The organism is Bifidobacterium olomucense, assembly GCF_012932375.1.
Taxonomy (GTDB): domain Bacteria; phylum Actinomycetota; class Actinomycetes; order Actinomycetales; family Bifidobacteriaceae; genus Bifidobacterium; species Bifidobacterium olomucense.
The window spans coordinates 39442-60180 of record NZ_JAAIIG010000012.1; the positions used below are offsets into that span (position 1 = coordinate 39442).

The window sequence follows — 20739 nt, forward strand, 5'->3', positions numbered from 1 at the left end:
GCGAACGCTCGATAATAGACACATGGCACCATCATCGACGTTTCACACCATGTTTCACGCCACAACAGACACGCCTATCGGTCGAATGATCATGACGACGGACGGCAAAGCGCTGACGGAACTCTGTCTCGAAAACTGGTGGTGGGCACCGAGCAGCGTCGACACCGACCTCTCCGCAACCAATGCCGCAAGCCCCGATAGACAGCCCGACATGCCCGAAGCAGCCCGTATCATCGTCCACCAGACCCAAGCCTGGCTTGCCGCCTATTTCGCCGGCGAACACCCCACGCTGGATTCCGCTCCCCCGCTCAGCGCGCAAGGCACACCATTCCAACATGAGGTATGGGACCTCATCACCGAAATCCCCTATGGACAAACAGTCAGCTATGGGGCAATAGCCGCCGAACTTGCCGAAAGGCGCGGCGGAAGACGCATGGCCGCGCAGGCCGTGGGCGGCGCGGTAAAGCGCAACCCGATTACCATCATCGTGCCCTGCCATCGCGTAGTCGGCTCCGGGCGATCCTTCGGCGGCTACGGAGGTCACCTCGACGTCAAAGCCGAACTGCTCGACTTGGAAGGAGTGGATCTTTCACGGTTCGATCTGCCCCACTAGTCAAACCACATCGAGAGACCTCAGCAGTCTCGCCCGCCCCCCCACACACCTCACATATGCCGCCAAAATTCGACGATATTATTCGATTATTCGTACATGCCGCACAATTCCGCACCGCACGCACGTTGCGCCATGCCAGCAGAGCGTCGTCATCATCTCACGCCATGTCATGCACCACCATCACATCACGCCGCGCACCCCGCATAATCCCACAACCTCAGGAAAGATGCCGAGAAACACCACCACACATCGTTCGCCGAGGGAACATCCTCGAAGAGGCGCACCCGCCAAAAACGTACAATCTTGTCGTACAAAGTTTCCGGCATCACCCTGATGGATCGGCGCACCAAGGAGGATAAAGGAGGATAGATGACCAACATCATCGACTATTCGCGTACGGAAACGCGCTCCTTCTCCGACCTCGCCTTCAACGAAGTGGACGCATTGGTTTTCGGCACACTGATCTACGAGGATGTGGCCAATATATGCCCCGCGCTGATGCTGGATGAATCCCAGCCCGACACCGCTGCGGGAGGATCGTTCGCCGCACGTCTGCGCGCTTTCGAGCCAAAGCATCCGCTGATCTGGCTCAAAAGGCTCTGGCACCCGGTTCTGGAATCGGTCAGCCTTGAGGAGGCCAACACCGAGCTGCATCGCTCGCTCAGCACGGAAGCCGACGACAAGCCGCATGATCCGCAAGTGGTTTCGGTACTTGACCCACAGCTGACGCATCAGCTGTTCCAAGCCGCGGCGGGCAATCCACGATTCGCGCAGGTCCGCTTGGGGGCGGTCGCCGAGCATATCAACCGCGGAGAGCAAACCCAGTTCGCAGCGGCTACGTTCCAACTGCCGGATGGACGCAGCCGTCGCGACCCCACACATAAGGGCACGTTGGTGATTTCCTTCCGTGGCACCGATGATTCACTCATCGGCTGGAAGGAAGACTTCAATATGGCCTTCCAATACCCGGTACCGGCGCAACGGGCCGCCAGCGCCTATGTGGATACGGTGGCAAGACTGTGGGAAGGGCCATTGATACTGCTCGGCCACTCCAAAGGCGGCAATTTGGCGATTTACGCGGCCATGAACGCTTCAGACACTGTGCAACGACGCATTCGGCATATTTATTCGCTAGACGGCCCCGGCTTCCCGCCGGAAATCGTGGCCAGCCCGTCTTATCTCGCCATTCAGCCGAAGGTGACGAAAATCGTGCCGAGCTCGTCGATTGTGGGCATGGTATTCGAGACGCCCGAGCCGTGCCGCGTGGTCGCCTCCGATTCAGACGGCATCATGCAACATTCCGCGTATACCTGGCAGGTGGAGGGTGACCGATTCGTCACCGAGCCGACGGTGAGTTCCGGTTCGCAGCTGTTCAACGAGCAGCTCAATCATTGGATTGCAGCACTGACGCCCGAGCAACGCGAACGAGCCGTAGACGCGCTGTTCCGCGTGCTGCACGCCGGAGGAGCCAACAGTTTCAGCGACGTGATGCGCAATTTTCCGCTGTCGATACCCCCAATGCTGGGGGCATATGTAGGGCTTACGCCGGAAGACAGACGGCATTTGACCGAGGCCTTGGCATTGCTGATCAAGGCCTCCGCTACGAAGAACAAACGCACCGAGACGGCCCCGGCCCCGGATGACGCCCGCCCGTCAGAAGCAGCCACGAGCGACTCCACGCATGCCGACGAAGAGAGCAGCGAACCAGCAGGTCCTTCCGGAATCGACACCATATAAGGGCCCGCTTCACTGTCAATCGTTGCAATTGGACAAGGTGCGCAATATTATGAGTGGGCAACATAACTAGACAGTACGTCTGGACATGATGTCTAGACAATGCGCCAAGCCAATATGCCCAGACATCATGTCCATAACCATGTCGTCGCACCGGCACAGGCGCACGACGATGGCAGTACAGACAGGCGTCGCACTGCCCACAGCAAAGAGAGGGAGACCACATGCCACGTCCACGCCGTGATTCCGAAGTCCTGCCCGCACGCGAACGCATGGAAAACGCGTTCTGGGAATTACTGGCCGACCGGGATTACCGTAAGATCACCGTCACCGACGTGGTGCGCGAGGCCGGCGTGAATCGTAACTCGTTCTACTACCACTATTCCGACCTGCAGGAACTCGCCGATGCCTCCATCCTGCACCAGGTGGAAGCCACACCGATTCAGCACGCGCCCGATCCAAACGGCAATCCCGAAGAGCAGTGGCGCGAGCGCGTCAGCGCCATATTGTCCGATCCGGAGCAACGTCAGCGTCTTGACCGTCTGGCCCTGCTCGCCGGCCCCCACAGCACATTGGACCTGACCGAATCCTTACGCGACTTCGCCCGTCTGCAAATGCTCAGTACGCTGGAACTCGACCCCCAGCACGTCAGTCTGCAAACCGATCTCATGGTGGAATTCACCGTGGGCGGACTGTTGGCCGTGCTCCAACGCTGGCCCGAACTCAGCGGCACCATCGAGCTCGACGATCTGCTGAAGGAGGATGTGGCCGTGCTGGCCATGGGCATCTATCTGGCCATGAGCCGCGAAGACATGCTTTCCTACTGGAACCGTATTTTCGCCCAGCATCAATGGCCTGAGCTTGACGGGCAATTCCCCAAGCACACCCAATCACCATCGTTCCACGCCTAAACCCACGCCTAAACCCACACCTAAACCTAGGCCTAAGCCCAAGCCTAAACCTAAGCCCTCATCTCCCTCGCCCTACCGAATCAATCACGCTCAGTGACTGTTCTCACAGGGCGCAATCACGCGAGGCACTGGCGTTTCAGCATCTTCAACGGAATGATGGAACCATGAGCGAAATGACGAACACTGCATCAACGTATCCGGGATCCGCCGACCAAAAGCAAGCCAATCCCGCTGGCCCGGCCGCAACAGTCCCGACCCGCTTGGAACATGATTGCATCGGGCAATTGGAAGTCCCTGCGAATGTGTATTGGGGCATCCACACCCAGCGCGCCATCGCGAATTTCCCGGTTTCCGGCATCTCGGACGGCCAGCACCCTGAACTGATTCGCGCATATGCCACGGTCAAGCGCGCCTGTGCCAGCGCCAACGAAGAGCTCGGACTGCTGGAACCGGTTAAGGCCGAAGCGATTCGCCAAGCCTGTCTGGAGATCGAATCCGGCAAATTCGCCGATCAGTTCCCTGTGGACGTCATGCAAGGCGGCGCGGGCACCTCGGCCAATATGAACATGAACGAAGTGATCGCCAACCGTGCGTTGGAGATTCTCGGCCATGCTCGCGGCGAATACACCGTCATTCATCCCAATGACGACGTCAACGAATCACAGTCCACCAACGACACCTATCCGGCGGCATGCAAACTGGCGTTGATCGATGCGCTGGGGCCACTGGCCGAAGCCACCAAGAAGCTGGCTCGCGCCTTCCATGATCTGGCGGATAAGCACATCAATGATGTGACCATCGGCCGTACGCAACTTCAAGATGCGGTGCCGATAACGTACGGTCAGGAGTTTCATGCCTTCGCCACGTTGCTCAAATCCGATCTCGTGGCCTTCGACCGCGTGGTGCCTCAGCTCGCGCAACTGAACCTTGGCGCCACGGCCATCGGCACCGGCATCTGCGCGGATCTCAGGTTCCGCAAATCCGCCATCGACCATCTGGCGCGCATCACCGGACTGCCCGTTACCGCAGCCCCCGACCCTGTGGCCGCCATGACTGATATGGGTGCGTATGTGGCAACGTCAGCGGCGATCAAGAACCTCGCCGTGCATCTCAAGAAGGCCGCCGACGACCTCAGGCTGCTCAATTCCGGCCCGAGATGCGGCTTTAACGATCTCAATGTACCGGCCCGTCAGGCAGGTTCGTCCATTATGCCGGCCAAGGTGAACCCGGTTATCCCGGAATGCGTCAATCAGTGCTGCTTCATGATTTTCGGCATGGATGTCACCGTGAACTGGGCGGTGGCCGAAGGCCAACTGCAGCTCAACGCCTTCGACCCGGTGATGGTGCATGAACTGCTGACCGGCATGTCGCTGCTGACGCGCGCAATGACCACCTTCCGCGTCAACTGTGTGGAAGGCATCGAAATCAATACCGAACAGGGACGCGTCTATGCGCAGTCCTCCCCCTCGATCTCGGCAGCGCTCAATCATTACATCGGCTACGAAAAGGCCGCGGACATCGCCGCCGAAGCCGTACGTACCGGCCGAACCGTACGCGAAGTGGCCGGCGAGCGCACAGATCTGCCGGCCGAGCAGCTCGACGAGATTCTCGATCCGATTCGGCTGTCGCGCGGCCTCGGGCAGACCTGCCGCGAGCATCTCGTCTGATCATTCGCCGGTCCCTACAGTGAGTCGGCTGGCTTGGGGCCTTGCTGAACCAGCCGAATTACGTTCTGCAGACCCCCTCTGCCCCGCCGTCCGAAAAGTCACGTAGCCACGCATCCACGCTTCCTCCAAAAACGACTGTTACGGTGATGCGTATGACTGATTTTTCGAGCTTGGTGACGACTTGGTTCCACACGAACGCCGGCAAATTGATTTGGCTGTTGCTGGTGACGGCGGTGGCGTTCGTGGCAGACCGGGTAGTCAGTCGTGTCTTACGTAAGGTATTGGATCGTTCGCAGATTCCCAGCGCGTCGATTTTCATCAATCTGACGCGCACGGTGATCTGGGTGCTGGCGGCGGCCATGGTGCTGCAACCGGTGTTCGGCATCAATCCCACCACGCTGGTCACCGCTCTTGGCGTCGGCGGCGTCGCCCTTTCGCTGGGCCTGAAAGACACCATCGCCAACGTGATCGGCGGCTTCGGCCTGATGCTCGGCCGTGTGATTCAACCGGGCGACTTGGTGTCCATTCAGGGCGTCAGCGGCACCGTGGTCGATATCACGTGGCGTCATTCGATGATTGAGACTCGCGCCGGCGACCGTATGGTCATCCCCAATTCGATTCTCAATACGGCTTCGTTAACGAAACTGACTCCCATCAACGAAGGCATGGTCACGGTGGAGTTCACGGCCAAGGCTTCCAGCGACCTGAACGAGGTGAGTCGGGATCTGGTGGCCTGCGTGGCTCAGGCCACGGCCGGTGTGGCGCAGGAGGGGCGCGGGCCGATCGTCAAGTTCGTCGGCTTCTCGCCATACGGCGTCACCGGTCAGGTTCTGGTGTTCGCCGCGCCAGGCATCCTGCTTTCCACCGTGCGAGACCTTGCCACACGCGCCATTGCCGAGACAGGCCAACGGTATCTGGTGGAAGATGGTGGTTCGGCGGACAACGTGTGATCCGTCAAACCGCCTGACGTTGTTATTGGCGCTTGCGTTGGTGTTCGCGTTGGTCGATTCATAAGCGTTTGGCTGCGAACCGCCTTGTCCGCAGCCAAACGCTTTCGCCCAGTCACCTATTGCAGCAACGTCTACTGCAGCAGCGTCCAGACGGTCAATCCCACGGTGATCAGCAGATAGATGATCACACCAACATTGCCGTAGGCGGCGCGCACCACACTGCCGACCGGCAGCTGATCGGGCGCCGGATAGAATTCCCAGCTTTTGCGCTTGACAATCAACAGTACGATGCCGGCGATCATCAGACCGATCAACACCATGCCGTACAGGCCGAGAATGGCCATTCCTCCCATGCCGGCATCCGGTGAGGCGGCCATGCGCATGATCTCTTCCTCGCTCATGGTGCCGTTGAGGATACGCGGGTCGATCTGCTTGATCACCAGCGGAGCGATCAGTGAGCCATTGAGATTGATCAGCATGTGCAGCACGATGGTGTAGCGAAGACGCGACGTGCGCGTGTAGATGTATCCGAAGATCAGACCCAGACCAAACGCGTAGAAGAACTGGAACAGGTTGATGTGGAACAGACCGAATGCGATTGCGGAAAGCACAATCGCCGTCTTCTCGCCGTATCGGCGCAGTCGGGAGATGATCTGCTTGCGGAACAGCCATTCCTCGCAAATCGGTGCCAGAATGGCGATGAATATCGTGTTGATCCAGATATCGTCTCCGGACACCAAGTCGCCGATACGGTTCGTCGCCTGACCGTTCGTCACGCCAAGCGAGAGCACGTTGCCGATAATGCTGCCCAGATACATCACCGGTATGCACATGATGAACATCTGGAGGAATTCACCCAATCGCATCGGATACTCAATGGTTTCGATGGCGGGAACGCGCTTGAGCAGCAGCAGGCTTAGCGGCATGGCCACTAGGTAGAGCGGTCCGGAAGAGACCAACAGCAACACCCACGTGGGTATGTGATCATCGAACAGCGGGGCGATCGCGTGCGACAGGGCGATGTTGAGCCCCACCCACAGCACAACCACTGCGATAAGCGCCATGCCGATCAATGAAAAGCGGCGACGGGCGATAGTGAAGAACGTTTGACTGGAAGACACCGATGACATCGGCGATGGCGACGAAGGTGCAGGCGGCACCGGAGCTCCGGGCACAGGGGCTTGAGAAGGTTGCGACGGTGTAGGGACAGGGGGCAGGGTCGGCTCGCTCATGTGAATTCCCTTCATATACGGACTGATCGGGCGTATGCGTCCCGTGTTCGCGTTCAACGCCGCGTGCAATGTTCAATGTCGGACACTCGACACTGAACGCTCAGCGCTGGAAGCGAACACGGGGTTTCTCCCAATTTCAGAGTACGGCACTCTGCCCGAGCGGCCGGCAATCAGTACACATGAGTTGACACGGTACACATATGTTGAGCACCGCCCATCCGAATCGACATCGGCCAGCACCAACCAGTCCGATGGCCCAGCAGCCGATCAGCAGGCGAGCGCGGCTACCGGACGCGGCGCAACAACCACGTTGTCTCCGATGGCCAGACCGGCCGGCAATTCGCTGGCGGGCAGCTGCACAGTGACTTTCAGCTGGTTGCCCTTGTTCCACCGCAGATATTCACCGGAGGTAACCACCGTATCCACACGCACCAGAGAGCCAAGGAAGTGGATGACTTCCACGCGAGCCCGCTCTCCCACGTTGGAATCATTGCGGGAGGGCAACGACAGCGTCAGGTTCTCCGGACGCACGAGCACGGTCACGGCATCGCCCTTGGCCGAGCCGGGCAGCACCGGCAGACGCTGGCCGAACACCACTGCCTCATCGCCATTGGAGGCACCGGGCAAACGATTGGTCAGGCCGATGAACGTGGCCACGTATTCGGTGGCAGGACGCTGGTACAGGTCCTGCGGTGCGGCGATCTGCTCGATTTTGCCCTTGTTCATCACACCGATGCGGTCAGCCACCGCAAGTGCCTCCTCCTGATCGTGAGTCACGAACACGGTGGTGGTGCCGGTGTTCAGCTGGATGCGGCGAATCTCGTCGCGCAGCTGCACACGGACCTTGGCATCGAGGGCGGACAACGGCTCATCGAGTAGCAGCACGCGCGGCTTGATGGCCAAGGCTCGCGCCAAGGCCACACGCTGCTGCTGTCCGCCGGACATCTGCTGCGTGTATTTCTTGGCCTGATCAGCCAAGCCCACCAGTTCGAGCTGCTCCATGGCCACCTTGCGGCGCTCTTCACGTCCCATGCCACGCACTTCAAGACCGAACGCCACATTTTCAAGGGCGGTCATATGCGGGAACAGCGAGTAGGCTTGGAACACCATCGCCATCTCGCGCTTGTTCACCGGCACGCCGGTGACGTCCTGACCGCCCACCATGATGCGGCCACCTTGAATATCCTCCAAGCCGGCCAGCGAGCGCAACGCCGTGGACTTGCCGCAGCCGGAGCCGCCGAGCAACACCACCATCTCACCGGGCTTGATGTCGAGGTTGAAGTCGTCAAGGGCCCGCTTGGTGGAGCCGGGGTAGATTTTGACGACATCCTGCATCTGGATGGAGCCGCCGCCGCGTTCCGCGCTTTCCTTCAGCAACCGTTTGGCGGCTTTGGTGACGTCCTTGCCGCGCACGCCTTCGAGCGTGGCGGTGGGATCGTTCTTGAATTCGGCTTCCGTCTGCACGGGAGCCGTGGTGCTTGCCGCACCTTGAGCGGTATTGAATTCAACAGTCATAATGTCTTTGTTCTTTCCGTATTTCCGAATGATTCTGCAGTTCGCTTAGTTTTCCTTGGACTTGCGCATCGCATCCGAGATCAGGTCGAGAGCGACGAGCAACACCACGCCGAACAGCAGCGCCAGCAGCGACATGGCCGTGGAAATCTGCGAATTGGATTGGCCGAGCTGATACAACGCCACCTGCAGGTTCATACGGCCCAGCAGGGATGCCACGGTGTATTCGCCCAACACCACGGCGATGGAGATGAAGGATGCCGACAGAATCGACTGCCACAGGTTCGGGATGATCACCCGGAAGAACACCTTGACCCACGAGGCGCCGAGCGAACGGGAGGCCTCCACCAAGGTCTTGACGTCAATGGAGTTGAGTCCCACGGCAATGGCGCGGAAGGCGAACGGCATCACCAGCACCACGTAGGCGAAGCACAGCCAGATCGGGTTGGTGCTCAGCACATCGGCGGAAAGCCACCGGTAGATCGGGCCCAGGCCCACCACCAGCACGATGGCCGGAATGGTCAGCGGAAGCGTCGCCACCCATTCAATCGCGCGTTCCAGCGCTTTGGAGCGAATGTGCACAATCACCATCGTGGGCACCATCAGCAGCAGCATGATCACCACGGTCACCACACACAGGGCCAGCGAGGTGCCAAGGCCTTGCCACAGCACGGTCAGGTCCGCGCCCAACGACTCGCCGTTGCCGGTGAAGATCGCGACCCATGGGGCCAGCGACCAACGTCCGGACAGCGGGTGGCGCAAGGTAAAGATCAGCATCGAAAACAGCGGGATGAACAGGAAGCCCAACGTGACAAGCAGAATCACGAATTTGATGATGCTCTGCTTACGTACGCGGGCGGCACGCAACTGCGGCGGCTTGGTTGCGGATGCTTCGGTAGCTGCACCAGTTGCGGCAGTCGTAGAAGTTTCGGTCACTGCCAACGTCCGGCCCTCTTTTCCACAGCGTGGCTCAGCAGCATCACCACAGCCACGACGACGATCATTGCGAATGCAAGCACCTGAGCGAAGCCCTGCTGGTTCGGGTCCATTTCGTTGCGCATCGCACCCTGAATCATCAGCGGCACCAGAATCGAACGCTGGGAGAACAGGGCCGCCGCGGTGGCGTATGCGGAGAACGCGGAGGCGAACAGCAGCAGGAACGCGGAGATGAATCGCGGCGCCAGAATCGGCAGCGCCACACGGGTCCAGTACTGTACGGTGTTGCCGCCGAGCGATTCGCAGGCCTCACGCCACTGCGGACGGATGGAATCGACCGCGGGCAGGAAGATGATGATCATCAGCGGAATCTGGAAGTAGCAGTACACGGTCACCAAGCCCGGCAGAGAGCTCAGCCAGTTCGGGTTCACAGTCAGTCCGGTCACCTGCTTGATGAACATGGTGCCGATGCCGTTGATGCCGATGGTGGCGATGAACGCGAAGGCGAGCATCACGCCGCCGAACTGGGCGAGCACTGAGGAAATGGCGGAGACCATGCGGCGCATGAGGCCATTGGGCTTTGCACCGATCACCAGCGCATAGGAGGCGAGGCCACCCACCACGGCGCCGATCACCGAGGATGCGACGGACACCAGAATCGAAGTGACGAACGCGGAGACGGTGTTCGCCTCGAACAGCTTGGAGAAGTTGGCGAGCGTAAAAGCGCCGTCACGGGTCTGGAACGCACCGACCACGACGATCACGGTGGGTGCGAGCAGGAAACATGCGGTGTAGGCGAAGAACGGCAGGGTCACGGCGAAGGTGCCGAGCTCCTGACGATGCTTGGCCAGTGTGTCGGAGAGCGAGGAAGCGGACGGACCCGCGGCCTTGGCGGCGGGTCCGTTCTGTGCGATTGCGGCGGTCATGATTGATGCCTTGAATCGGTTGATCGATTGAGTCAAGCTCGAAACCGACTCAGTTGCCGATCGTCTTGTCCCAGTTGTTCTGAAGCCACTCGGTGATGCGCGTAGCGTCATCGTTGGTGTAGCTCACCGGCTTGCCTTCGATGGTGATGGCATCCTTCAGGGTGGCCTGATCAACGGTGCCGTCCTGCTTCATCGAATCAAGCAGCACCGGGTTGGCACCACCCTTGAACCACAGGTTCTGGGCATCGGCGGTGTACAGGTACTCCTCCCAGAGGCGAGCGGCGGCCGGGTGCGGGGCGTCCTTGTTGATGGCCTGGTTGTAGTAGCTCACGACCTGGGCCTTCGGGAAGGTCTTGTACTCCCAGTTCACGCCCTTGGACTTGAGTTCCTTCTTGTAGGAGGCCTGGTTGTAGGTCCAGTCCATCACCACGCCGGTCTGGCCGGAGTCGATGGTGCCGTTGGTCACATCCACGGTGGTCAGGTTGCCGGCGTCCTTGAGCTTCTTGAAGAAATCAAGGCCGGGCTGCACGTTGTTGATGTCGCCACCGGCCAGCTGGTTGACCATCAGGTAGCCGTTGAAGGCAGCGCCGGCTTCGGCGGGCTTGCCGTTGAGGGCCACGGTGCCGGCGAACTTCGGGTCGAGCAGGTCCTCAAGCTTGGTGATATCGCCGTACTTGTCCTTGTTCCAGCCGATGGACATGATGCCGGTGTAGTCGGCGTAGTAGGCGCCGTTGGCGTCCTTGTTCTCATCCGGGATCTTGTCCCAAGCCTGCACCTTGTACGGAGCGAAATCGTCCGTGGAGGTGGCGGCGATCTGCTGGCCAAGATCGAACACATCCGGTGCAGCATCGGTGCCCTTGTTGGTCTTGGCGGCGTCCAGCTCCTCCTTGGAGGAGGCGTTCGGGTTGAGCTCGGTGATCTTGATCTTCGGGTACTTCTTCTTGAAGCCGTCGATCACCTCACCGTAGTTGGACCAGTCGTGAGGCAGGGCGATAACGTTCAGGGCACCTTCCTCTTCGGCGGCCTTGACGAGGTCGTCCAGGGTGCCGAAATCAGCCAGAGAGGTGGCCTTGGCGGACTTTTCGTTCACTTTGACGGCCTTGCCGGTGGAACCGGAGTTGCCATCGGAAGAGGCGTTGGACGAACCGCAGGCGGCCATGGAGAACGCGAGTACGGCGGCAACGGAGGCGGCCGCGATCTTACGCAGGTTGTTCATTCATCATTCCTTTGTTCAACATACATCCGGACACGGCTGCAAAGCAGCCGAATCCTAGGAGTCGGGACGCTGACTTATTCCCGTTCGCGCATACTGCGAGGCGAATTCGCGCGGCCCATAATTCCAAGACACGAACGTATGCGGGTTATCTGTCCCGACACTGGCGCTCAAGTGAACTCTGCTCGCCGTTTGCGGTACAGCTGTTGAACAAAGGAAAACTGAGAGTGAATTAGTGACGATTACCGTCGATATGTCAATGCCACAGTTGACGCAACTGCCGTGGCCGGTGCAGCTGCTGCAACCACAGCCGTAAATCGCACCAAATTCGCGAATATGTACCACTGAGTCACGGTTATCGGTACATTTTCGCGAGGTAATCCCTAAATTCGCGAATATGTACCACTGAATCGGTATCAGTGGTACATTTTCGCGAGATAGGAGAAATAGGGGTTCCGAGAAAAGGTTGCCGAGATTCGGAACGATGCAGTAGAAACGCAACAACAAATGAGCCGCTGAATCGAAATTCAGCGGCTCATTGAAATTACCGTTACGCTCAGCGCAGCACACCTTCGATCAGGCGGGTGATGAGCTCGGTGTATCCGACTCCGGTGGCCTCCCAAGCCTTGGGATACATGGAAATCGGCGTGAAGCCCGGCATCGTGTTGATCTCATTGACCACCACGGTGCCGTCCGGCGTCACGAACGTGTCCACACGGCTTAGGCCGGCACCGTCCACCGCCTTGAAGGCGCGACGGGCCACGTCACGGACGTCCTCCAGCACGCTGACCGGCAGGTTGGCCGGCACCTCCACGTGGCTGGCGGAAGCATCCATGTATTTCGAATCGAAATCGTAGAACTGATCATCCGTACCTTGGTCGAGCACGATCTCGCCCGGCCAACTGGCCTCCGGCTCCTCGCCGGCCTTCGGGCACAGCACGGCGCATTCGATTTCACGACCGTCGACGCCCTGCTCGATCAGCACCTTCCAATCATGCTCACCGGCCGTGGCCACGGCAGCGGCCAGACGATCCTGCTGAGTCTCACGATCGTCGGCCTTATCGACCTTGGTGACGCCAAAGCTGGAACCGGCGCGCGACGGCTTGACGAACAGCGGGTAGGCAAGGCCCGCTTCCTCGACCTTGGCGAGCACATCGGCAGCGGTGAAGTTACGCGCATCCACCATAATGCCGGGTGCGGTGGGGATTCCTGCGGCGCTGAGCACGATCTTCGTGTAGTGCTTGTCCATGCAGGCAGCGGATGCGAACACGCCACAGCCCACGTACGGCACACCCATCATCTCCAGCAGCCCCTGCACCGTGCCATCCTCGCCGTACGGACCATGCAACACCGGCAACACCGCGTCCACATGTCCCATCGACGTGAGCACATGCTGCATTTCGGGGTCGTTCAGACTCACGAAGCTGGTGCCAAAGCCGGATTCGCCGGAAGTCAGGTGAGCGGGTTCTCCCATGAAGAAGCCGTCCTGACCACGGGAAACGTCCAGCAGCACCGGGCGGGATTCAGGTGTGACCTGCACGGTGGGCAACTCGCCGCCATCCAACTTCCAGCCTCGTGGATCCTCGCCGTTTACAATCCACTTGCCGTCTTTGGTGATGCCGACAGGAATCGGTTCGAAACGCTCGGTATCCATGGCGTTGAGCACGCCGGCGGTGGAGATGCAGGAAATCGAATGCTCATCCGCTCGTCCACCGTAGAGCACCACAACACGCTTCTTGGCCATAACCATCCTTATCTTTCGACTGTGTCGACTACTGTTTTCGACTATCGCTCAGAATTCTTGTCTTTTGGCGACGTTGCGCCGCCGCCCATCCGTGTCCTGAGTGTACTCGCGCCCCGGTCCTTAAATTACTCGAATCACTCGCTTCATTCGGCGGTGATTTCGCTGCCGAACAGTCCAGCGAGCATATCGGCGCAAGAGATGCCTTCATTGAGCACACGGCTCATCTGATAAGCCAACGGAGTCGGCACACCAAGCTCCTTGCCAAGCGCCACGACAGCATCCGTGGTCGGCACGCCTTCGGCCACGCCGTTGCTTACCTTGGTGGCTTCCTCAACGCTCATGCCCTTGCCCAGATTCGAGCCGAACGTGTAGTTGCGCGACAGCGGCGAACCACACGTGGCGATGAGATCGCCCACACCGGCCAGACCCGAGAAGGTCTTCGGATCGGCACCGGCGGCGGCACCCAGAGCGGTCAATTCGGCAAGACCGCGGGTTTCGATCATGGCGGCGGTGTTCTCGCCGTAGCCGGCACCGCGGGCCATGCCGACGGCGAGCGCGGTCACGTTCTTCAGGCTGCCGCACATTTCCAGACCGATTACGTCGGTGGTGACGAATGCCTTGAAATAGGAATTGGTACACGTCTCAGCCACGATCCGCGCATTGTCGATGTCTGCGCAGCCCACCACGGTGGCCGCCGGGTGACGTTCGGCGATCTCCTTGGACAGGTTCGGACCGGAGACCGCGGCGAACCGTTCTGCCGGCAGGTCCAAAGTCTCGCGCACGACTTCATCCATACGTTTGTTGGTGTTGCGCTCGATGCCCTTCATCAGGCTGACAACGATGGCGTTGCTCGGAATAAGACCCTTGAATTCGGTCAGAGCCACGCGTGCGAACTGGGCGGCGATGGCCACCACGATGATCTCGGCGTCCTTGACCGCTTCGGCACGGTCGCCGGTGGCGGTCATGTTGCTCGGCAGCTGTTCGACGATAGGCAGACGGACCGCGTTGCGGTGATGGTCGCGAATGCCTTCCACGATGTCGGGCTCGATGGCCCACATGGTCACTTCGTTGCCGGCGTCGGCCAGCACCTGGCCGAAGGCGGTACCCCATGCTCCTGCACCTAGAACCGTTACTTTTCTTCCCATACCAATTACTCCTTCGTTCGTCGCATGGGGTGCTGTTCTTCTACCCTCACTCGGCTATCGCCGCATTCAGTTGCACATCTCGTGCAATGCTACTCCAATTCCCCGGAGGGGAAAGGTCCACCGGTCTTCGGCCAAGGTTTGCGGCTCATCGTGCGATAATCCCAATACCCTTCGGCGGGGAAACGTTCGCCGCGCACCTCCTCCATCACCATATTCATGCGCTTGAGCACACGCCAGGTCAGTTCGTTGACGGCTTCGACCGGCGGCTCATCGCCCCATGAATCCACATCGTTGAGCAGGTCGGCGTAATCGATACGCTCGTCGTAGCACATCACCACGTTCTTGCGCGGCCAAGGCCACCAGTGATTGATGGAGGCAGCGCCCCACGTCACCGCCGGAAACAGCGGCACCTGCTTGCCCAACCTGCGCGAGGACTCAAGGGCGATATAACCTACGCCTTCCTTGATGCTCATCACCCATTTTTGCGGATCACGAGTCACCGTGCCTTCCGGCCATACCGTCAGTGGACGGCCGGAGGTGAGAATATCGATCGAGGTTTCCTCGATCTGCTTGGCCTTGCCAGAATGACGCTGGACGGGCTGCATGCCCACCAGTTGGAACCATTTGCCGATCACCGGCCATTTCGCCATTTCGGCTTTGGCCATATAACGCGGGCGGCGGCCCAAGTGGAACAGGCTCATCATCGGCACGAACACATCGAACATGGTCACATGGCTGGCGGCCGTGATGAACGGACCGGTTTCCGGCACACGCTCCAATCCCCAAGCGCGAGTTTTGCAGCTGGCGCGGAACACTACGGACACGCCGGCCAGCAGACGTTTGGTGGCCTTGGGATTCTGCGCATCGATTTCCGCCTGATTGGGCGTACGCGGACCGGTCGGATAATAATTCGTAGGGTCCACAAGCGTGTGACGAGCGGCCAGACGTGCGACCTGTTCGTCGGATAACGGGCTTACCGCCGAACGCGGCGAGGGTTTTCCTTTGGATGCCATGCCCATCATTGTGGCACGGCACGTACCCAGCCCCTCTTTATACGTTTTCGCGCGAATCGTGCGCATAGCACGGCTGCAACGGCCATTTTGCGTACGAATCGCGCGAAAAGCACATGAAAGTACGTCAGTCGGTCCTCAGAGCACCGCGATGGCGTCGATCTCCACCAAGGCACCCTTGGGGATCATGTTGTTGCCGAAGGCCACGCGAGCCGGCTTCACGGAACCGATGAACACCTCGGCATAGCGGGCGTCCACCTCCTTGAAGTCCTCCACGTTCTTCAGATAGATGGTGGCACGCACCACATGTTCGATGCCGGTGCCGGCCGTGTCGAGGATGTGCTTGATGTTCTTCAGCGCCTGAGCGGCCTGTTCTCCGGCCGTGTCGCCCGCCAGCTCGCCCGTGGCCGGGTCGATGCCCAGCTGGCCGGACACGAACACGAAACCGTTGGCCTTGACCGCCTGGCTGTATGCGCCCAACGCGGCCGGAGCCTCGGAGGTGGCCACCGCTTCCATCTTTTCGCTCATCAGATGCTCCTCTCTCTATGCCCATGGGCCCATCGATACGAGCTACATGGCCTGATTGATCTGGGAACGCCCCACATACGCCTGAGGCATCACCGCCCGGCTTCAAGCCGATTACGTTGCAGTCTAGCGATGTCCGCCACGTCATCGTCCGCCGATGCCCGCCATGCGGCCATTCGAGGTGCCGGGCAAACTGCCGAATCCTTAGTATGCGGCCGGCAACGTCGCCGACACTGCGTCTGAGTATGAGCACAGGCTTCACATACCGTGCTTTGCGCTTTGCCGGTGTGTGAAGCCTGCGTTCTGGTGGGCCCAAAGGGGATCGAACCCTCGACCTTCTGTTCCGGAGACAGACGCTCTATCCACTGAGCTACGGACCCAGACAACTTCTCTACTGTACACCATATTTCGTACGGTGGCAGCAATGCGGCAACGACGTGGGCGGCCATCGTCATCTCAGCGATCTGACGATAACCACAAGCGATTCCAAACTGATTGCACAGCGATAGGATCGAATGCCGGCAAACCACAGGCCAAAACCCGGCAAACGGCTGCACATACCCTCGGAAAATCGCCGATAACCGTATCGCAGACTCTACAATGGGGTTATGTCGGAACCTACAGATGACTTCGAATACGAACGCCGCTTCTTCTGCCGCGAGCTGCCGGCGGAGTACGACGACGGCGACGTGCCGACTCTTATCATTCAAAGCTATTACGTGCATACCGACAACTACGCTTTACGCATCCGACTGCTCTCACACGATATCCACATTGACATGACGTCCGATCTCGATCCGCTCGCCATACTCAATCAATACCGCGAGCGTTTCTCCGAAGCGTACATCACCGTCAAAGGCCCGTCCGTGGGCGGCACACGATATGAGGTAGAACGCGAGGTCGATACCCGTATAGCCGTCGAATTGGTTTGCCGCGGCGGCGCGATCATCATCAAGAATCGCTATTCCGTGTGGATTGCGGAAGACGGCTGGAGCGTCGATGTGTTCGGCGGGGCAAACGCGCCATTGATCGTAGCCGAAGCCGAGCGCGCCACACCGGTGACCAACCTGACGATTCCCAAATTCTGCATCACCGAAATCACCGATCAGCCCCGATTCAACAACGACGGGTTGGCCGGGCGTCCGTTCAGCGAATGGGCCGACGACTTCGAACGCGAACTCGCCCAGCAGGGACCGCATTTCCAGCAGTATTTCGGCAAGAATCGCATGGCCTGAATCCGGTGCGCCCCAGCGGCCGTGCTCGAACGCACCGGATTCAGCACCCCGATCAATACATCTCAGTACATCAACGTGGCCAAGCGACGACGTGCGCGCTTCAGACGCTCATCGGTGGGCTCGGGAATGGCGAAGTACTCCAGCAGACGCTTGCGCACCGTCTCAAGATCCGCCTTGTGCCCGGCAGCCAGGAAGTCCAGCAACCTGTCGAATGCGTCCTGAATCTGTCCGCCGATCATGTCGATGTCAGCGACGGCCAGCTGGGCGTCCACATCGTCGGGAGCGGCGGCAGCCGCGGCACGCACCTCACGTACATTGGCCTGACCGGAACGGGCCAGCAGCAAAGCCTTGGCACGTTCGCGGGCGGCAAGCGCATCGTTCGGATCGGATTCCAGCACACGCTCGTATTCGGCCGCGGCCCCGGCATAATCGCCTTCTTCCGCCAGTCGATGGGCTTCAGCATGTTCCGGCGGCACCTGCTGTTCGGCAGCGCCCGCGCTCTGCGCCGCATCCGAATCAGGATCGCCAGAGTACGGAGCAGTGCCGTTCACACCGGCCTGAGCGGCGGCGGCAATGATCTTGGGAATGACTTCGTCGCACAACTGCTTCAGTTCATCATCTCCCGGCAGTCCCTGCAGCAACGGCATCGGACGGCCGCCGATCAGGGCGAACAGTGCGGGCGCACCGGTAACCTGCAACGCCTGAGCAATCGAGGGATTGGATGCGATATCGATACGGGAGAGCTGGATCTGACCGTTCAGCTTGTTCACCGCGTCACCCAAGGCACGAGCCATCGGGAACAGACGATCATCGGTCGGCACCCACAGCAGCAGCAGAATCGGGAACGTGGCAGAGGTGGTCACCATGGCCTGGAACGTGTTCTCCGTAGTGTCGATCACATAGCCGCCGGCCGCCGGCGCGCCACCGGCCTGTCCGGGCTCGGCCTTGACCTGATGCTTCAGCGCCTCCAAATCGACCGCCCCCGCGAGCGAGACTCCGGGATGGAACTGCTGATCTGCCATTTTTTGCCTCCACGTTTGTATTCGTTATGACTCCAAATATCACAACGGTGCCGGAACCGATTGTAGTTCCAGCACCGAAGGATTATGGCTTTCTATGCCCAGGCTATGCTCACGGCGTCAGCATGCCGTTCGCTTTACAACGCCTCGACCTTGACCGGCTGACGATCGGATCCCACTGCCGTGATCTGCTTGCCGGAATCCTTGAGCGGAATGTACAACGCCACCACGTTCACATAGGTGACCTTCATAGTGCTGGTGTACTTATCGCTGTTGTACAGCACCTTCTCATCGTTGGACGCGGGCTGCGATTCACGGCCGTCACCAGCGTTACGAGTCCATTCACCATTAATACGGCCCACGACCAGATCGCCGCCGTCCGCAGCGCGCATCACCCACATCTGATCGGGCACCGCGGTGAAGGTCTGCTGTTGCGTGCCGTTGTTGCCTTTTACGCCTTCTTCGACCTTCTGGGTCAACGTAGCCAGCTCCTGACGCATCACATCGTCCGCGAAGTTCGCCGCGTACTGGCTTTTGTCGCCGTTCTGCAGCACGTCGGCATATTGCGCCAAGGCATCGGCCGGAGTGGCCACCAGATTATCGTCCTTGGCGGTACCCATCTTCGATCCGATGGTAGGCACTTCGAACTTCGGCAGCTGTGCGCCGTCGAACAGTCGGGCCATGGCCACCAACTTATAGTTCTGCTGTGCCGAATCCTGGCTCAGCACCAACAGTCGCTTGGCCTGCTGATCTTCCGTGGTGGTGGTGATGTCGAATATCGTACGCGGCCAGCCGTCTTCCGTAGGGATCACGGTCTGGGCAATATCCTTGGGGATGGTGGCGTACTTGGACATGCCGCCGCCGCGTTGGTTGATGATGCCTTGGCTGGTGCGAATTTCCAGCTGCGGGCCGCCCATCACGGCCGCATACGCATCCGGATTCTTCGCCTGATCAGCCTCATCGATGGCCTGAAGAATACGCAAACGAATTTTCTTCTCCTGTGCCTCGGTCAGGTCCGGGGCGGCTTTGGCGGAAGTCGAAACGCTCGGCGTCGGAATCTGGCCCTCGCATGCCGTCAGCGGTGCTACCAAGGCGACGGCGGCGAGCGCGGCCACGCACAGTCTGCTCCAGCGCTTGGTCATCGGTTCTCCTCCGTTTCCTTGTTTTCGTGGGGTTCGGGTTCGTTACGCAGACTCGGGAAGGCGAACGTGCCGGTGGAGGCCTCCGCCGTGTTCCCTTGCGAAGCGCTCCCCTGAGTCGTGCTCTCCTGTGCCAGACGCGAGAAGTACGCCTGCAGTTCGTCCGGCGTAATCACGGACGTAGATTCGCTGTCCTGCGCCGAAGACCAGTCGTCGGACTGTCCGGAGGACTGCTGATCGGCCACCAGATTACGTGAAGCAGGGTCGATGATTACCGGCGACGACGTTTCGACGGACTGCTCATTGGCGCCGAGCGAACGATCGTCGCTCACAGCCGGACGGCTTGACCGACGATGCGACGCATGACGGCGGCGGCCGCGTCGACCCGACGCGGCGCTTGCGCCACCAGACGCCGTGGCCCACGACACGCTCGCCGTCTCCTCTTCCTGAGGCATGGTGGCCACACCTTCCACAATCCGCTTGCGACGCTTATGCGGCGGCATGGCGAACACCGATGCGGACAGTGCGGCCAGAATGGCCAGCAATCCGCCGGACAGGTAGAACGGCATCGCAAAATCCGGCACTTCGGAGCGCACCCAGTGCAGCTTGACCGTGCCCTTGGTGTTGTTTTCTCCCAAGTCCACGATGGCCACGGTGGAATCGGCCGTGTCCTTGCTGTTTAAGGACACCGATTTGGCACCGCATTTCACCGACGACCACATGTCGGAGTCTTTAAAGGCCACGGCGTTCCCGTCGCCAGCGGCATTTTGAGAACTCTGGGATGCGCTATTGCCCTTTTTGGTGGTCAGGTCGGACCAGGACGACATACCGGTAATACGGGTGTAGGCTTCGGACGACACCCAGCCGGTCACATCCTTGGACGCCCCCAGCGCCACGCATGCTTCGGCTTGCGATGTGGAACCAGCGGATTCCACGGTGATGGTCGTACTACGGTCCAATAAAGTCAACACTCCGGGATCAGTCACCACATAACGAGTCCCGGTAATGGCGGCGGATACGGTGATCTCGCTGGAGGGCTTCCATATCGTAGCGTTCAAATACCCCAACGCGATGGCTGCCACAGCAAGCAGACCAAAGATAGGCGTCACCACTCCACGCATGATTACGGCATGACGGGATGGGCGCTCGGCACCCTTATCCGGTCTTGTAGTCTGTTCTTCAGCACTCATAACTCCACCATTCTACAATCTTCACTTGTTGATTACCT

The 20739-nt window shown here is 59.9% G+C and carries 18 protein-coding genes and 1 tRNA gene; 6 read left to right on the plus strand and 13 right to left on the minus strand.

Annotated elements, in window-relative coordinates; all coding sequences use genetic code 11:
• The first annotated feature begins 91 nt into the window (after positions 1 to 91).
• From G1C97_RS10325 to G1C97_RS10345, 5 genes are all read left to right on the plus strand, one after another.
• Entirely contained in the window at positions 92 to 613 is a 522-nt protein-coding gene (locus G1C97_RS10325) for a methylated-DNA--[protein]-cysteine S-methyltransferase (protein ID WP_417852230.1), read from the plus strand.
• Between the two features lie 369 nt (positions 614 to 982).
• Complete coding sequence (locus G1C97_RS10330; RefSeq protein ID WP_169241675.1) at positions 983 to 2350, plus strand: DUF2974 domain-containing protein; 1368 nt, start codon at positions 983 to 985, stop codon at positions 2348 to 2350.
• Between the two features lie 221 nt (positions 2351 to 2571).
• Complete coding sequence (locus tag G1C97_RS10335) at positions 2572 to 3258, plus strand: TetR/AcrR family transcriptional regulator (protein ID WP_169241676.1); 687 nt, start codon at positions 2572 to 2574, stop codon at positions 3256 to 3258.
• Between the two features lie 164 nt (positions 3259 to 3422).
• Positions 3423 to 4925 (plus strand): aspartate ammonia-lyase, encoded by a 1503-nt coding sequence (locus G1C97_RS10340; RefSeq protein ID WP_240951114.1) that lies wholly within the window; start codon positions 3423 to 3425, stop codon positions 4923 to 4925.
• A 152-nt stretch (positions 4926 to 5077) separates the two neighbouring features.
• Entirely contained in the window at positions 5078 to 5875 is a 798-nt protein-coding gene (locus G1C97_RS10345) for a mechanosensitive ion channel family protein (protein WP_169241677.1), read from the plus strand.
• A gap of 131 nt (positions 5876 to 6006) precedes the next feature.
• Here the strand turns inward: G1C97_RS10345 and G1C97_RS10350 are convergent, their stop codons facing one another.
• The 10 genes from G1C97_RS10350 to G1C97_RS10395 form a co-directional block, all read right to left on the minus strand.
• Positions 6007 to 7005, minus strand: a complete 999-nt coding sequence (locus G1C97_RS10350; RefSeq protein ID WP_169241692.1) for a CPBP family intramembrane glutamic endopeptidase — start codon at positions 7003 to 7005, stop codon at positions 6007 to 6009.
• A gap of 369 nt (positions 7006 to 7374) precedes the next feature.
• Complete coding sequence (locus G1C97_RS10355; protein ID WP_335341362.1) at positions 7375 to 8622, minus strand: ABC transporter ATP-binding protein; 1248 nt, start codon at positions 8620 to 8622, stop codon at positions 7375 to 7377.
• A 45-nt stretch (positions 8623 to 8667) separates the two neighbouring features.
• Positions 8668 to 9555 carry an ABC transporter permease gene (locus tag G1C97_RS10360; RefSeq protein ID WP_100496457.1) on the minus strand — a complete coding sequence of 296 codons (888 nt, stop codon included), beginning with the start codon at positions 9553 to 9555 and terminating at the stop codon, positions 8668 to 8670.
• Entirely contained in the window at positions 9552 to 10481 is a 930-nt protein-coding gene (locus G1C97_RS10365; protein ID WP_100496458.1) for an ABC transporter permease, read from the minus strand. The genes G1C97_RS10360 and G1C97_RS10365 overlap by 4 nt, the downstream gene beginning before the upstream one ends.
• Positions 10482 to 10530: 49 nt before the next feature.
• Entirely contained in the window at positions 10531 to 11697 is a 1167-nt protein-coding gene (locus tag G1C97_RS10370) for an ABC transporter substrate-binding protein (RefSeq protein WP_100496459.1), read from the minus strand.
• A gap of 553 nt (positions 11698 to 12250) precedes the next feature.
• Positions 12251 to 13444, minus strand: a complete 1194-nt coding sequence (locus tag G1C97_RS10375; protein ID WP_417852231.1) for a D-alanine--D-alanine ligase family protein — start codon at positions 13442 to 13444, stop codon at positions 12251 to 12253.
• Between the two features lie 137 nt (positions 13445 to 13581).
• Complete coding sequence (locus G1C97_RS10380; protein ID WP_169241679.1) at positions 13582 to 14583, minus strand: NAD(P)H-dependent glycerol-3-phosphate dehydrogenase; 1002 nt, start codon at positions 14581 to 14583, stop codon at positions 13582 to 13584.
• Positions 14584 to 14672: 89 nt separating this feature from the next.
• Positions 14673 to 15596: a lysophospholipid acyltransferase family protein gene (locus tag G1C97_RS10385; RefSeq protein WP_100496462.1), complete on the minus strand. Its 924-nt coding sequence runs from the start codon at positions 15594 to 15596 to the stop codon at positions 14673 to 14675.
• A 135-nt stretch (positions 15597 to 15731) separates the two neighbouring features.
• The gene (locus G1C97_RS10390) at positions 15732 to 16121 is read right to left on the minus strand and encodes a Rid family detoxifying hydrolase (RefSeq protein ID WP_100496463.1); all 390 of its coding nucleotides are present in this window, start codon (positions 16119 to 16121) and stop codon (positions 15732 to 15734) included.
• Between the two features lie 301 nt (positions 16122 to 16422).
• Positions 16423 to 16498 (minus strand) — tRNA-Arg (locus tag G1C97_RS10395).
• A gap of 228 nt (positions 16499 to 16726) precedes the next feature.
• Here G1C97_RS10395 and G1C97_RS10400 point away from each other — a divergent pair.
• Positions 16727 to 17353: a CYTH domain-containing protein gene (locus G1C97_RS10400; protein ID WP_169241680.1), complete on the plus strand. Its 627-nt coding sequence runs from the start codon at positions 16727 to 16729 to the stop codon at positions 17351 to 17353.
• 62 nt (positions 17354 to 17415) lie between these two features.
• Here the strand turns inward: G1C97_RS10400 and G1C97_RS10405 are convergent, their stop codons facing one another.
• From G1C97_RS10405 to G1C97_RS10415, 3 genes are all read right to left on the minus strand, one after another.
• Positions 17416 to 18375 (minus strand): tetratricopeptide repeat protein, encoded by a 960-nt coding sequence (locus G1C97_RS10405; RefSeq protein ID WP_100496465.1) that lies wholly within the window; start codon positions 18373 to 18375, stop codon positions 17416 to 17418.
• A 134-nt stretch (positions 18376 to 18509) separates the two neighbouring features.
• Positions 18510 to 19514, minus strand: a complete 1005-nt coding sequence (locus G1C97_RS10410; RefSeq protein WP_100496466.1) for a DUF8094 domain-containing protein — start codon at positions 19512 to 19514, stop codon at positions 18510 to 18512.
• The gene (locus G1C97_RS10415; protein ID WP_240951115.1) at positions 19511 to 20701 is read right to left on the minus strand and encodes a hypothetical protein; all 1191 of its coding nucleotides are present in this window, start codon (positions 20699 to 20701) and stop codon (positions 19511 to 19513) included. Before G1C97_RS10415 ends, G1C97_RS10410 begins: the two co-directional genes overlap by 4 nt.
• Positions 20702 to 20739: the final 38 nt, after the last annotated feature.